This window comes from Undibacterium sp. TC9W (assembly GCF_049339865.1).
In the GTDB taxonomy this organism is placed as follows: domain Bacteria; phylum Pseudomonadota; class Gammaproteobacteria; order Burkholderiales; family Burkholderiaceae_D; genus Undibacterium.
In genome coordinates, this window is the sequence record NZ_JBMPPJ010000016.1 from 21,760 (window position 1) to 35,135 (window position 13,376).

Genomic DNA, 13,376 nt, shown 5'->3' on the forward strand with positions numbered 1-13,376 from the left:
GCACTATGCTGTAAGTTATCGTCCAGACAGAAGTGGAGTATCACTATGCGCAGTATGTCAAAGTTGTTGGCTGTGGCTGTGATTGTCGCCTCCAGCCTCTGTGCCCAATTTGCCCAGGCGGCCAGCAAGGAAGTGTTCCCTGCCCAGCCTGCTCTGGCTGGAACCATGCTGAACGGCAAGCCATACAAGCTCGACACCAGTAAGGGCGAGATCATACTGGTGACCTTCTGGGCGACATGGTGCCCAACCTGCCAGGCCGAGATGCCAACATTTCGCAAATTTTATGAAGCCAATAAAAAATCGGGCTTTGAACTGGTCACCGTCAGCATCGATGATGCCATGAGTGATATTGATGACTATGCCAAACAGGCAAAATGGTTCAGCAGGGACAACCAGGGCTTCCCGTCCCTGTGGCGCAATGCACCGGACTACCAGGATAATTTCGGCAAGGTATTTGCCACGCCTACCGTTTTCTTGATAGGTCGCGATGGCAAGGTTATGGAATCATACAAAGGCGGCATCAAAGCTGCGCAATGGGCGCACATCAAGGCCATCATCCAAAAGAAGCCGGGCTCGACGAAAAGTTGACCAGCGTTTCAATATTTCACCTGGGATGAAGCCGTCCTTTGTAAGCATTTTATTTGCATTTATCGTAATAAAATCTAGTCAAACTTGCTGCATTGCCATAATGACGTTACTATCTGATAAGTTTCTTGAATTGGAAGCTAATTAGTTGTATCGCTAGTCTGTTCTACTCTCCCACACAATCCCTGTCCCCAGGCGCATCGCCATGCATAAGTCTGGTCTGCTGCTGTTAGGGATTTGGCATGAAAGGTCCTGGTGAAGTCAAATGCGCTTGTGCAATCCTGTTCCAGCTTTGCGGCTCATGACCCTGCTGACTTTATTTGCGCTGGTATTTGGCATCAGCATGCATGCAGCATACGCCAAAGAGGTGGTGATGCTCACAGCCGACCCCATAGACCAGCGCGGCCAGCCTTTTCCCTTGAAACTCGCAGATAAACTGTTTGAGTTTATTGAACGGGAGGGCGGCTTGCAGATACAACAGCAACGCAGCCCCTGGCCACGCGCATTGCAGGCCGCAGAAAATGGCGAGGGCGTCATATACGGCGTCACCAAAACCAAAGAGCGCGAAAAAATCTTCCATTTTTCCCTGCCCATACAATCGAAGTATATGTTCCTGGTGACCAGGAGTGATGCCCAGTTCCGCTTCAATACCATGGCTGATCTCAAGGGCAAGACCATAGGCATACCACGCGGCTTTAGCTATGGTGACCGTTTCGACGCGATGAAAGACAATCTCTTCAAGGTTGAGGTCGATAATTACGCACCCTTGTCACGTATCTATAAACTCTTGTTCCGGCGTATGGATGCGGGATTGTTTGGCTCTGTGAATAAAGACCCGCACTTTCTTGAAAACAGGTTACAGGCCTTGCGTGATGAAAATGAAGGCAGCAGTTCACCTTTTGCCGATATACGTTTGACCGTCTTACCCAAGCCACTACTGATAGACACTATCCATTTTGCGGTGAGGGGTGACAAGGATGACGGCATCATCGACAAACTCAATGTCGCCATCCTCAAAGCCCGCAAGGCCGGGCTTCTGGAAGAGCTGCGTTAGTTCTTAAATATTTTCAAGCGCAATCAATTCCTGCACAGTCTGGCGACGGCGGATTTGTCTGATCTGTTCACCATCGACCAAAATCTCAGGTATCAGCGGGCGGGAATTATAGTTAGATGACATGCTGGCACCATAAGCACCGGCATCATGGAAGACGAACAGGTCACCAATCTCGCAAGCTGGCAAATCCTGGGTCGTGACCACACCACCATCTTCTTGGGTGAACACGTCACCAGATTCACATAAAGGCCCGGCCACGACGGTAGGGCGCAAAGTCGTGGTGCGCGCTGTGCCATCTGCCGCATGACAGCTAATCCGATGGAAGCTGCCATACATGGAAGGGCGCACCAGGTCATTAAAGCCGGCATCAACCAGTGCAAAGAAATTACTACCTACCTGTTTTTGCGCCCGCAATTCAGAAATCAACATACCGGATTGCGCCACCAGGAAACGCCCAGGTTCTATCTCCATGCTGATCTTGTGGCCCAGCAGGGTTTCAATTTCTTTTCTGGCCTTGTCCCAGATTTCAAAATAGTGCGCAGTATCGACCGCAGGCTCGTCACCACGATAAGGGATGGACAAGCCACCACCGATGGAAATTGCCTGCAAGTCACGCTTGCAGATTTTCACCTGTTCTATCATGGCATCGCACACGCTTTGCAAATGGTCATAATCAACGCCAGAACCGATATGCATGTGCAGGCCCACCAGTATCAAACCATATTGATCAATGATGGCCAGTGCGTTTTGCAATTCCTCATGCCAGATACCATGCTTGCTTTGCTCGCCACCAGTATTGGTCTTGCGGCTATGACCATGACCAAAACCAGGGTTGATGCGCAACCACACGGCATGGCCTGGATGTGCCTGGCCCAGTTGTTCCAACATCTGCGGTGAACCACAGTTGACCGGGATATTCAATTCCACCACGCGCTTCAAGGTTGCACGGTCCAGCAAATCCGCAGTGAATACGATGGGGGCATGGCCAACATGTTCAGCCTGGCTGGTATAACCTGCGGCTAAAGCACGTTCTACTTCACCGAGTGAGACAGAATCCACCATTACGCCTTCTTCACGCATCAGGCGCAGCAAATGGATATTGCTGGATGCCTTCTGGGCAAAGCGGATCACATCAAATTGACGCAAGCGGGCAATTTGCGCTCTTATAATAGTGGCATCGTAAGCCCAGCAAGGTGTGTCGAATTCCTTGGCAATATGGGCAAGCTGGCTGGGTGTGATAGTCGTTGTCATGGCAATTTTTCCGGGGCATCCTGAGGTTTGGTGTAAGCTCTACAGTAACTCTACTTTAACAAGTGCAATCCCTGGTTTGAATGGGATTCCATAGGGATTTATTCATCCAGCCAAGGCTTTGATCGGAAATTGACGCAAAATGCTTATGAATCATAAACTCGACCAGTTTGACCAAAAAATCCTGCAATTATTGCAACAGGATGCGCGCATGTCGCATGCAGAGATAGGCCGCCAGGTGCATCTTAGTCAGCCTGCAGTGTCCGAGCGCATCAAGCGCCTGGAGGCTGCCCAGGTGATACGCGCTTATCGTGCCGATATTAATCCCAGGGCGCTCGGTTATCAAATCACCGCTATGATCAGACTATCGACGCAACAGGGGCGGCCATATGCCCAATATGTCGCCAACTGCCCGGAAATTATCGATTGCTATACCGTGACAGGTGAAGACGGTGCCGTCATGCGTGTACTGGCGACCGATGTAGAGCATTTACAGCGTATCATTAATGAATTGAACGCTTTTGGCTCTACCTCGACAGCGATCGTGCTGACTACCCATGTGGCAGGTAAAGCCATCAGTGCACCCGCTGTGCTGATCACAGAATGAAAGGAAAACCATGTCCAGAATATCCCGCCTGAACTTAGGAACATTGACTGCACTGGCCTGCCTGACATGTATGAGCAGCCAGTTAGCCTATGCTGCTGATGAAGAGGTCGATGCCATCACGCCTTATCGTCCCTCGGTATCCAATTCTGCGCAACTGCCTGTCGCCGGGCAACTGGAACTGGAAATGGGCATCAACACCATCAAGACCGGGCCGGCCCAGCGCCAGAGCCTTCCTTATCTGTTCAAGCTGGCTTTTTCCAAGGAATGGGGAGTCTTGCTTGGTGGCGAAGCGCATATCATTAACGATGATGGTGCAGGCCAGCGTGACCGTGGTTTTGGCGATACTTCGCTGACCATCAAGCGGGCGTTTGTCATCAGTGACGATACTGCTTTTGGCCTGGAGTTCGGCAATAAATTCCCCACGGCCAAAGATGCATTGGGTTCTGGCAAGTCAGACTGGACTTTGAATGGCATAGCCAGCCAGGATCTGGGCAAAGTACACGCTGACCTGAACCTGAACATGACACATCTGGGTTTTGCTGAGGATGCAACTTCACACTGGCAAAGTGGCTTGTCAGCGTCCTTTTCGACCGAAATCAATGAAAAAATGGGTCTGACTGCCGAATGGGCTGGCTGGCACCGTTCCGGCACCAAAAACCAGGGACAGGCGCTGATCGCTCTGACCTATAGCCCCAACAAGCGGCTTACCTTTGATGCGGGCATGACCAAGGGCCTGACCAGCAATTCCCAGGACCGCTCCTGGTTTGCCGGTGTCGTCGTGCCGGTAGCCAGGCTTTGGTAAAGCCGCTGTAACTGTTGCCGTAGAAGCAGATGTCGCTGTGATAGCGCAAAACCTGATTGTGACTTAGGTCGTATAATAGGAGCTTGCTTTGTTTCTTGCTATGGAAAAACCATGCTGGCACCTTCTTCACCACGTAAATTTGCCATATTTTCAGTCATTGCCGCAGCGGCGCTGATAGCCCTGGCTATCGCTTTTTTTATGACTTACAAGGCAAAAACACCTATGCCGGAGGTGAGTTTCACCAATCTCAAAGGTGAAAAAATATCGACCCAAAGCCTGCGCGGCAAGGTCGTCATGGTGAACTTCTGGGCTACCTCTTGCGCGACTTGCGTTGCCGAGATGCCCAAGATGATAGAGACTTACAATAAATATAATAAGCAAGGCCTGGAGTTTGTCGCCGTTGCGATGAGCTATGATGCACCGAATTATGTCATCAACTATGCTGAAAGCCGCAAGCTGCCTTTCCATGTGTCCCTCGACCCACAAGGCAAGCTGGCGCAATCCTTCGGCGATGTAAAGCTGACACCGACTACCTATGTCATCGACAAGCAGGGCAATATCCTCAAACGCTATGTCGGTGAACCTTCCTTCAGCGAATTGCACACCTTGCTGGAACAGGCACTGGCTGCCTGATCATCTCATCGTATCATTGCCAGTTCGCCTGATGTCCTGTTCAGCCTCGCAATGTTTGCCATTCCGCCCTGGCCGCTGCGAGCGCAGCTTGTAAAATTTCTACAATTTCAGGATGGCTGATCATGCCATCCCCATCCAGCCTGGCGCCGATGACCGGGACTTGTACCGACGCTGTTTCCAGTATCTTCGCCGACATCACACTCAATACTTCACGCAAGGCCGCATCTGCATGCCTGGCCCTGGGCGAGGCATTCAAGACCACCACAGGTTTATAGACAAATACATCGCTGCTGACGGTCCAGTCCAGCGCATTCTTGATGACGCCCGTCATGCCATGGGCGTATTCCGGGCTGGCAATCAGTACGATGTCGGCGGCTGCTATCTGTTCTTTCAAGCTCAGTACGCTGGCGGGTGGTGATAAATCCAGATCGGGGTTGAACAGAGGCAATGTTGCCATGCCTTGATAGACCTGGATGATGATATCCGGCGGTGCCAGGCGACTCAGGGCACGTATCAGCATGGCATTGAGCGAGGCAGCGCGCAGGCTGCCACAGATGGCCAGTATTTTCATTGGTATATTATTTTGAAAATTGATGTAATTACAGGCATTATGCGACAAACGGGTGATACCTGTAGTAGTCGCCCAATGAGCAAAAAAAGCAACTGATGTGTCAAATCATGACACAAACAATATTATTTTATTGACCAGCAGTAATAAGCAGTCTATTTTTCAAGAAAAATAAATAAAAAGGTAAATGGATGTCAGCATCATTTAGCAATGACGAAATAGAGGATAAATTTTTCCTGTTGGGGCAGAGAGAAATTCTGGGCATTTTGAATGATCTTTCGCACAGGCGTGAGCCTGTCACGGTCTATTTTAATGAGGGCCGCGAATTCATCGTTACTCTGATACTCTCAGCCAGGGACGATGGCCTGGTGTTTGATATAGGTGGCGATTCCCGTGCCAACAAACTGCTGGAAAAAGCCAGTTCCTGCGTTTTTCTGGCCAAGCCAGACGGCATACGCGTACAGTTTACCGGCTTGAACCCCCAGCTTTTCACCTGGGGCGACCAAGATGCCTTTTGGGTGCCGATACCTTCACGTGTCGTGCGCATGCAGCGCCGCGAATACTATCGCAATGAATTGCCTATTGTCGATCCGCTCAAGGTCAGGCTGTATGATGAAAAAGGCGAGACCCTGGCATATTGGCCCATCTTTGATTTGTGCGTGGGCGGCTTGAGTGTACAAGTGTCCGGCCCGCCAGAAGTCAAGGTGCAGGACCGCATCGCCAAATTGCATATCGTGCTGGGCATACGCAATGTCGTGCGCTGCGAAGGCATAGTGCGCCACGTCACTCAGATAGAAAAAAGCAGGCAGGGCAAGTACCGCATAGGGATCAGTTTCCAGAGCCTGCCGCATGAGATGGATGTATCCATACAGCGCCATATCAACCAGCTTGAATATGAGCGGCGCAAGTTGTTGCCAAAATAAACACCGCAAGCCTGAGTACTGCACCTGTGACAATGCTGCTTGTTCAGGCTTTCGTCTTGTTATTTGCAAATATCCTGAGTGCAGCCATCAGGCTGATGCATAGCAGCGCTGCAAGCAGGCTGATGGCCAATTGAGTGAAAGGCAATTTGGCAAAATAAAACAGCCTGGCTAACCCAGGTAACAGCAGCGCCAGAGACAGTACCGCCATGGCACCTGTCACCACCCACCACAACACGGGATTGGGCAGGCGTAAACTATACAAAATATTGGCGGACAAACTGCGGTTGATAAAGATCAGACCGATATTGCCTGTCACCATGGCTGTGAATGCCATAGCCCTGGCCTGATTCACTTCCATTTGTTGTAGAGCGAGGTAATAAATCGTCAGTATGGTCAGCAATAATGCCGATCCTTGCAGCAAACCCTTCAACAAGGTTTTACGATTGAAAATCGTCGCCCTGGTGGCCCGCGGCGGCCTTTGCATGACATCTTTTTCTTCCATCTCTGCTTCAAATACCAGTGAACAGGTAGGGTCGATAATAAGTTGCAAAAACAAGATATGTACAGGCATCAACATGACGGGCCAGCCCAGCATGACGGGGATAACTGACATGCCAATCACTGGGATGTGAACGGCAACGATAAAACAAATGGTTTTCCTGAGGTTATCAAATATCCTGCGACCTGATTTGACGGCTGCCACGATAGAAGAGAACTCATCGTCCAGCAACACCAGGGCTGCAGATTCACGCGCTACATCCGTGCCACGCTTGCCCATCGCTATCCCTATGTTTGCAGCTTTCAGCGCCGGTGCATCGTTCACACCATCGCCGGTCATGGCAACGACTTCTCCAGCGGCTTTGAAGGCATTCACCAGGCGCAGTTTTTGTTCAGGCGCGACCCGGCAAAATATGGCAACGTCTGCTATGCGCTGCTGCAATTGCGCCTCATCCATCTCATTGAGTTCTGCGCCTGTGATAACGCCACCGGTCACTGGTAAGCCACATTGTGTCGCAATGTTTTTAGCGGTTGCCGGATAGTCACCGGTAATCATGACTACCCGTATTCCGGCAGTCTGACATTCATGGATGGCTTCTGGTACACCTGCCCGTACTGGGTCTGCCATGGCAATCAGGCCGACTAGTTCAAAATCAAAATCATGCTGGATTTCGGGTAACACTGCTTCTGTCGTGTCGTCGATGACTATGGGCGCATGGGCAGCCTTGAATTTTGCCTTGGCGACACCAAGTACACGTAGCCCTTTTTCAGCCATCAGGTTGACTTGTTCCAACAATGCCTCTGCGTCGGCGGGCGGCAAGTGACAAAGATCGGCAACTGCCTCGGGCGCGCCCTTGGTGGCAATGACATACTGTTCCCGGTCTTCTGATGCCCAGACTCTGGACATGGCCAGCAATTCCTTTGACAGGGGATACTCTTCAACCAGTCCCCAGCCTGCGTGCAAATGCTCAGTCTTGCTGAGCATGTTTATTCCCGCACCTTGAATGGCTACCTCCATGGGGTCAAAAGGCTCACGGTGACTGGCTAAGATGGCGTACTCCAGTACTTCATGAAATTCTTCTGGCAAATCTACTCTTGGTTGCTGGCAATCAATGACTTTATTCCCGGCGAATAACTGTACGACCTCCATTTTATTTTGCGTCAGCGTGCCAGTTTTATCCGTACAGAGCACAGTCGTTGCACCTAGCGTTTCTATGGCTGGTACTCTTCGCGTCAATACCTGCTGCCTAGCCATGCGCCATGCACCTATACCCAGGAAGAGCGTTAATACGACAGGCAATTCTTCTGGTATTAAGGCCATCGCAAAAGTAAGGCCTATCAACACCCCATCCAGCCAGAGCTGGCGATTGTATCCATACCAGATTGCCAATATCACGGCCATGGCCAGGCTGGAGAGGGCGACATATTTGACCACCTTGCGGGTTTCCACTTGTACCCGCGTGGGTTCGATATCGACTGATGACAAGGCTGTCCCTATCTTGCCTATGGCAGTCTGGCCACCAGTAGCTAGCACTTGCGCCAGTCCTTTACCTTGCACCACCAGACTGCCAGAAAAGACAAAGGGCGAATTTTCGCCACCAGCTTGTCCCATCGCTGCTGGCAAATTTTCCTGGGCAACTTTGTTGACGGGAACAGATTCACCAGTCAGCAGGGATTCATCGACTGTCATGTTCAGGCACGACAACAAGACCGCGTCTGCAGCTATCCTGTCGCCTTCTGCCAGTACAAGCACATCGCCAGGAACCACTTCCCGGCCTGCGATGCGTATTTGTTGGCCATCCCTGATGACCAGTGCCCGTGGACTGGATAAGTCACGCAAGGCCTCGAGCGCACGCTCAGTTTTGTGCTCCTGATAAAAAGTGATCGCGATGATGACAAATACAAAGGCCAGCAGTACCAGTGCCTCACGCAAGTTACCCAATAACAGATAAATGCTGCCACAGGCGATCAGCAGCAAGAGCATAGGCTCGCTTAATACTGTCCAGGCAATTGCCCAGATATTGCGTGGCCTGGCTGATGGCAACTCATTGGGGCCAACAGTCTGCAGCCGCTCTTTTGAAACGGCAGAACTCAGACCGGTTGTCGCTGCAAGTTCAGGTGTGGCCATGTAAGCGCCTGTCAGTGATAGTTCAGGGTTACAGCTTTACAGAGATAAGCAGGCTGGTATATTGATCAATCTCAAGACTGTCGCAATGAATCAGAAAATAGTGTTTTTCATTCCATTGCCAGTAACATCAGCAATAGCTTGTTTAGTAAAAGTGCTTAAATCAAAATCATCATTCAGCAAAGTCAAGATAAGCTACAAGTTGTGCTTGTAATACCGTTTCAGGAATTTTATAACACTGCTCATACCGGCTTCCAATCATGTCTTTAGTGCTGCGTACTCTTTTTCAAAGCGAACTACTGTCCATACGGCATGGCGTGGCGAGACCTGCGCCTGAAGATAGCAAGGAGCTTGAGTGCGAGACTGCCGACCTGGTATTGCTGCCCATCGCTGGCGTGCTGGCCAAACATGATGGCCCCAGGCAGCATGTCATTGCGAATGCCAACCATGCGATTTTTTTAGGAACAGGCCAGCCTTACCGTATCACCTTTCCCGGTGATATAGGCGACGAGGCGCTGGTACTGGATTTTTCAACGGAAGCACTCATGCAATTGCTGGTCGATGCCGCGGGCGTACAGCAATTGTATGCCCCGGTATTGCGGCCACATAGCCTGCTGCCACCAGCCAGCGTGCTGAGCCGCGAGCTTTTGTGGCGGCATTTGCATGAGCCAGTCATCGATAATCTGGCAGTACAGGAAATCAGTGTTTCAGTACTGACTGCCTCGGTGCGAGCGGCCTGTTTTGAGCGCCAGCAACTGGACCGCGTCAGGCATACCCAGACGCAACGCCGCAGACGACAGCAGGTTGAAGCGGTCAAGGAACTGATCTCGCTGTATCCCCAGCAGGAGTGGGCGCTTGATGAACTGGCCCGCCAGGTGCATACATCACCGTTTCACCTGTCACGGGTATTCAGGGAAGAAGTCGGTTTGCCTGTTCACCGTTACCTGATACGTACCCGTCTGGCGGCAGCCCTGCGCGACATGCGGGCAAGCTGCCATGACCTGACACAGATTGCCCATGCATGTGGTTTTGCCAGCCATAGCCATTTCACGTCCAGCTTCCGTTCGGTTTTCGGCATGACGCCCAGCCAATCGCGGCAACGCAGCATGATTTGAGTAAGATGTCAGCACGATGTGAGCAAGATCTTGGTAGCACCAGGTATGACGGGCATTTAAGCTAACCTGGATTGTTAACTTCCGGTAAGCATAGATGTCTCATTACTTTGATGTCAGGACCAACCCCCGTCAGGCATATCCCATACTGGCACTGCTTGTTACGCTGATGCTGGTTTTTCCTTTTGTTGCCATGCAATTTGGCAATGCCTGGGTGCGTATCGTGGATTTTGCCTTGCTGTATATCATGCTGGCGCTAGGTCTGAATATCGTCGTCGGTTTTGCCGGTTTGCTTGATCTTGGCTATGTCGCCTTCTATGCCATGGGTGCCTACATGACTGCCTTGCTGGCGTCACCGCACTTTGCCATCCTGCTGGAATCCGTGATCAATAATTTCCCCATACTCGGCCAAGCACTGTTGTGGCTATACGGGCCGGAGATTGCCGCGCACGGCATACATTTGTCAGTATGGGTTATCGTTCCAATGGGTGCAGCGCTGGCCGCAGCACTGGGTGCATTGCTCGGTGCGCCTACCCTCAAATTGCGCGGCGATTACCTGGCGGTCGTGACCTTGGGCTTTGGTGAAATTGTTCGTATCTTCATCATCAACCTGAACTCGCCCATCAACATCACCAATGGCCCCAAGGGCATCAACATGGTGGATCATATCCGCATCTTTGGCGTATCACTGGGTGGTGAGCCTGGTTCGCAAGCGACTGTCTATTTTGCCGGGTTTTCCATGCCATCGGTGAATGCCTATTATTTTCTCTTTCTCAGTCTTTGTGCCAGCATTATCTTCGTCACCGTGCGCCTGCATGATTCACGTCTGGGCCGGGCCTTTGTCGCGATCCGTGAAGATGAAACTGCAGCCATTGCCATGGGCATCAATACCCGCAATATCAAATTACTGGCGTTTGCCATGGGCGCCTCCTTTGGTGGCGTGGCAGGTGCGATGTTTGCTGCCTTCCAGGGCTATGTGTCACCAGAATCGTTTTCTCTTGGGGAATCGGTATCCATCCTGTCCATGGTGATACTGGGAGGCATAGGCCATATACCCGGCGTGATCCTGGGTGCAGTGCTGCTGGTGTTACTGCCCGAATTACTGCGTTATCTGGTGCCACCGCTGCAGCAGCAGTTATTCGGCCACATGCTGATAGAGCCCGAAGTCCTGCGGCAATTATTGCTGGGCCTGACCATGGTCATCGTTATGCTCAAGCGTCCGGCAGGTCTGTGGCCTGCACCCAGACATGAGGACAAGATGATTCCTGTTGCCTGAAAAAGTGCTGATAAAATGTGCGCCATAATTCAGGGAAGGAAAAACGAAAATGACGATAGAAAAAATGCGTGTACAGGTTGAGCTGGCCTGCAATGATGAGGCGGATTTTGAAGAGACCATGGCATTGCTCGATAGCCACATCGCCTCTCATCCCGAGAATGCAGAATATCTGCGCATGCGTATTGCCATGTTTGATGCAGCCTATGACCATATTTCTGCCTGGAAGGACAGAAAAGTGCTGGCGCTCTTGCAGCCTGAAGACCTGGATAACCAACTTGAGATACTGGCGCGTCAGCACAAGTCTGCATACTGGATTACTGATGAAGTCTTTGAAGAAAAGATGCGGGCGCTGTTTCCTGATGAAGGTGGCGACGAGGATGAAGATGACGACGGTGAAGAGTACGAGGAGGGAGAAGTAAGCGAGCATGAAGACGATGAGGATACGGAAGATGAACCTGTCGATCCGGCCCTGCTTGCCGCCCGCGAGGCTTTGGAAAAAGAGGCAGCCAGTTACTCAGAGCAACTGGAGCAACAAGCCATGTATGGTTTTGTGCAACTGATGAAAGAGCATGCAACAGATGCAGGCAAGGCTGACAAGATACTGGCAGCCTGGTCTGAAGCAAATATCTGGAATCCGTGGTTGCGTTACAGCATGATTTTGCAGGCTCTGGCAGTACAACCTGATTCAGTTGAATTTAAAAAAGAGCGGGCCCGATTGCTGGTTGCTATTTGTGATGCAGTTGAAGAAGATAGTGCCAAGGCGCCTCCCGGCTTTTTCGAGCACATGATATTAGGCCGTATGCATGCTCATACAGTGTATGAGGCTATAAACGCTATCGATGAAATCGATAATCTCGAAGATGCCGATCTATTGACGCAAAAAGGCCATCTGCTGAAAGCGCTGGATAAATATCCTGCAGCAGCAGACGCCTACAGGCTCGCTGCCAAAGCCTATGAAGCTGCCTTGCAGAATAGTGGCGAAGAGGAGCAGGAAATACTAAATCTCAGACTGCAAGAGGTCTTGCAGGAGGCTGACACCTGCCAAGGTGGGCGTGCCAGTATTCACGCAAGGCATTTTGCTGAACTGGAAAATTCCATGGCACAACTGGGCCAATTGTCCACCAGTCTCAGGAACCAGGAAGTTAGCTTTAGCGACAGGACAGAAGCCATGGCCAATCTCAAATCGGCGCTAGGCGAGTGGCAAGAGCAAAGTAGCAATATGCCCGAAGAGCCGGGCGAACTGGAGATGCAGGAAATAAAATCCGCCGCTGCCAAAGTCGCCAGTTCCACTGTCGGTCTGGTGAGCTGGGAGCATATAGACATCGTCCCCATGGAAAAAGCTGCGTTCAAGGACGAAATGCATCCATGGCTCGATGAGATGCAACAAGCCATGGCGAAGACCGACATGCAGTTTTTGTCCTGGTTTCAAAATATGGCGAATGTACTTATCTTGAAACGTGAAGCCCCGGGCGCATCCTGGCTGGCACCCACACAGGAGTTTGCCTTGCTCATTGAGGCAGCAGGCAATGCGCGCCTGAAGCGCTGTGTAAGCTTGCTCAGCGATGGCAGTCTGCTGCTGACTTCGGATGCGCGTAGCAGCTCGTATTACCTTAGCGGCCCCCGCGTGCACAGCTTTGCCCTGTTCAAATCTACACCTGTAACAGATATGCTGGCCTTGCATGAGGCCAGGTTACACGCCCATCTGGCTCGCCAGCCTGGTGTTGAAGTCAGGACTATTACTGACCTGGCAGACATAGAAGAGTTTGAAAACCTGTTGCGCACCCATGCCCGCGAATTCCGTCTCGCCTATGGCATAACCGACCCCGAAATCCGCGGAATGAATGTGCAGTTCAATGATGTTTACGCACATGAATTAAAGCGGGAAGTGGCAGAAAGGCTCGCTGCATTGCAGGCAGGGTAAGCCAACAAGTGTATCCACATCACT

12 protein-coding genes are annotated in these 13,376 nt (G+C 51.3%); 9 read left to right on the plus strand and 3 right to left on the minus strand.

The annotated features are described in order from the left end of the window. The first annotated feature begins 45 nt into the window (after positions 1-45). Entirely contained in the window at positions 46-588 is a 543-nt protein-coding gene (locus ACO0LN_RS20795) for a TlpA family protein disulfide reductase (protein WP_422977044.1), read from the plus strand. 262 nt (positions 589-850) lie between these two features. Next, positions 851-1,639: a substrate-binding periplasmic protein gene (locus ACO0LN_RS20800; protein ID WP_422977046.1), complete on the plus strand. Its 789-nt coding sequence runs from the start codon at positions 851-853 to the stop codon at positions 1,637-1,639. A gap of 3 nt (positions 1,640-1,642) precedes the next feature. Here ACO0LN_RS20800 and lysA read toward each other — a convergent pair whose 3' ends face one another. Then, complete coding sequence (lysA, locus tag ACO0LN_RS20805; RefSeq protein ID WP_422977048.1) at positions 1,643-2,890, minus strand: diaminopimelate decarboxylase; 1,248 nt, start codon at positions 2,888-2,890, stop codon at positions 1,643-1,645. Between the two features lie 145 nt (positions 2,891-3,035). Here lysA and ACO0LN_RS20810 point away from each other — a divergent pair, with 145 nt between their 5' ends. From ACO0LN_RS20810 to ACO0LN_RS20820, 3 genes are all read left to right on the plus strand, one after another. After that, entirely contained in the window at positions 3,036-3,494 is a 459-nt protein-coding gene (locus ACO0LN_RS20810; protein WP_422977050.1) for an Lrp/AsnC family transcriptional regulator, read from the plus strand. Between the two features lie 10 nt (positions 3,495-3,504). After that, a complete protein-coding gene (locus ACO0LN_RS20815; protein ID WP_422977052.1) occupies positions 3,505-4,296 on the plus strand; it encodes a transporter in 792 nt (263 codons plus the stop codon). A 111-nt stretch (positions 4,297-4,407) separates the two neighbouring features. Continuing rightward, a complete protein-coding gene (locus ACO0LN_RS20820) occupies positions 4,408-4,929 on the plus strand; it encodes a TlpA family protein disulfide reductase (RefSeq protein WP_422977054.1) in 522 nt (173 codons plus the stop codon). A 40-nt stretch (positions 4,930-4,969) separates the two neighbouring features. On the opposite strand, the gene ACO0LN_RS20825 is transcribed toward ACO0LN_RS20820, so the two are convergent. Then, entirely contained in the window at positions 4,970-5,500 is a 531-nt protein-coding gene (locus tag ACO0LN_RS20825) for an NADPH-dependent FMN reductase (RefSeq protein WP_422977056.1), read from the minus strand. Between the two features lie 188 nt (positions 5,501-5,688). Between ACO0LN_RS20825 and ACO0LN_RS20830 the strand changes: the two genes are divergently transcribed. Then, entirely contained in the window at positions 5,689-6,420 is a 732-nt protein-coding gene (locus tag ACO0LN_RS20830; protein ID WP_422977058.1) for a flagellar brake protein, read from the plus strand. 43 nt (positions 6,421-6,463) lie between these two features. On the opposite strand, the gene ACO0LN_RS20835 is transcribed toward ACO0LN_RS20830, so the two are convergent. Beyond that, entirely contained in the window at positions 6,464-9,046 is a 2,583-nt protein-coding gene (locus ACO0LN_RS20835; protein WP_422977060.1) for a cation-translocating P-type ATPase, read from the minus strand. Between the two features lie 257 nt (positions 9,047-9,303). Between ACO0LN_RS20835 and ACO0LN_RS20840 the strand changes: the two genes are divergently transcribed. The 3 genes from ACO0LN_RS20840 to ACO0LN_RS20850 all read left to right on the plus strand — a co-directional run bounded on the left by ACO0LN_RS20840 (position 9,304) and on the right by ACO0LN_RS20850 (position 13,352). Then, positions 9,304-10,158, plus strand: coding sequence for a helix-turn-helix transcriptional regulator (locus ACO0LN_RS20840; protein ID WP_422977062.1), 855 nt, complete (start codon positions 9,304-9,306; stop codon positions 10,156-10,158). A 94-nt stretch (positions 10,159-10,252) separates the two neighbouring features. Continuing rightward, entirely contained in the window at positions 10,253-11,431 is a 1,179-nt protein-coding gene (locus tag ACO0LN_RS20845; RefSeq protein ID WP_422977064.1) for an ABC transporter permease subunit, read from the plus strand. 49 nt (positions 11,432-11,480) lie between these two features. Then, positions 11,481-13,352 carry a hypothetical protein gene (locus ACO0LN_RS20850; protein WP_422977066.1) on the plus strand — a complete coding sequence of 624 codons (1,872 nt, stop codon included), beginning with the start codon at positions 11,481-11,483 and terminating at the stop codon, positions 13,350-13,352. The last annotated feature ends 24 nt before the right edge of the window (positions 13,353-13,376 follow it).